Annotated in this window: 1 protein-coding gene; it reads left to right on the top strand. The window is 64.1% G+C overall.

The window, feature by feature from the left end:
* Positions 1-64: 64 nt before the first annotated feature.
* On the top strand, positions 65-979 hold the full coding sequence (locus Vau01_RS63005; protein WP_204015480.1) for an IS982 family transposase: 915 nt from the start codon (positions 65-67) through the stop codon (positions 977-979).
* Positions 980-1,000 lie beyond the last annotated feature (21 nt).

Here is a 1,000-nt window from a genome sequence, read left to right as displayed (position 1 = left end):
CTAGATGAGCTATTCCAAGGGGTAGGTGTGGGCGGGCATAGACGAGGGTGTCCATGATCATTGTGTGACGAACGACCTGGACACCCTCGCGACCGCACTGTACGTCAGAACCGATGACCTGCTCAAAGAGGCACCTGACCTGGCGCCGTGGCGGCCCCCGGTCGGGTTCACACCACGGCTGACCGACGCGGAACTGGTCACCCTGGCAGTGATGCAGGCACTGCTCGGGTTCACTTCCGAAGCTCGATGGATACGCCACGCCCGCCGGCATCTGGGCCACCTGTTCCGGTACCTGCCCCGTCAGCCCGGCTACAACAAGCGGCTACGGCGGACCACCGCCCTGATCACCACGATGATCAGGATGCTGGCCACGGACACGATGTTGTGGTCCGACGACGTGTGGGTAGTCGACTCCACCCCGGTGGAATGCGGCCGGTCGAAGGAGACCACCCGACGCTCGGACCTGGCCGGATGGGCCGAATACGGCTACTGCGCCTCACACTCACGGTTCTTCTGGGGCCTGCGCCTGCACCTGGTATGCACACTCGGCGGACTACCGATCGGATTCGCGTTGACCGGCGCGAAGGCCGACGAACGGCAAACCCTGCTCGGCATCCTGAACGCCGACCCCACCCTGACCCACGACCGACCGGGACAGACCCTGATCGGTGACAAGAACTATTACGGCAAGGACTTCGAGTACACCCTGGCCGCAGCCGGCATCGACCTGCTCCGCCCGGCCCGCAAAGGTGAACCCCCACGCCAGGGCGCCCACCTGTTCAAGCCGCTACGCCAGACCATCGAGTCGATCAACCACACCTTCAAAAGCCAACTCGACCTCGAACGCCACGGCGGTCACACCCCAACCGGCGTCAGGGTGCGAGTGCTACAACGCATCCTGGCACTGACCGCCGCGATCTGGCACAACGACAAGACCGGCACACCAGTCCTCCGCTCCCTCACCGCCTACGACCACTGACCCCTTGGAATAGGTCATCTA

The sequence above is a fragment of the Virgisporangium aurantiacum genome (genome assembly GCF_016863635.1).
In the GTDB taxonomy this organism is placed as follows: domain Bacteria; phylum Actinomycetota; class Actinomycetes; order Mycobacteriales; family Micromonosporaceae; genus Virgisporangium; species Virgisporangium aurantiacum.
This window is presented reverse-complemented; position numbering and strand designations above follow the sequence as displayed.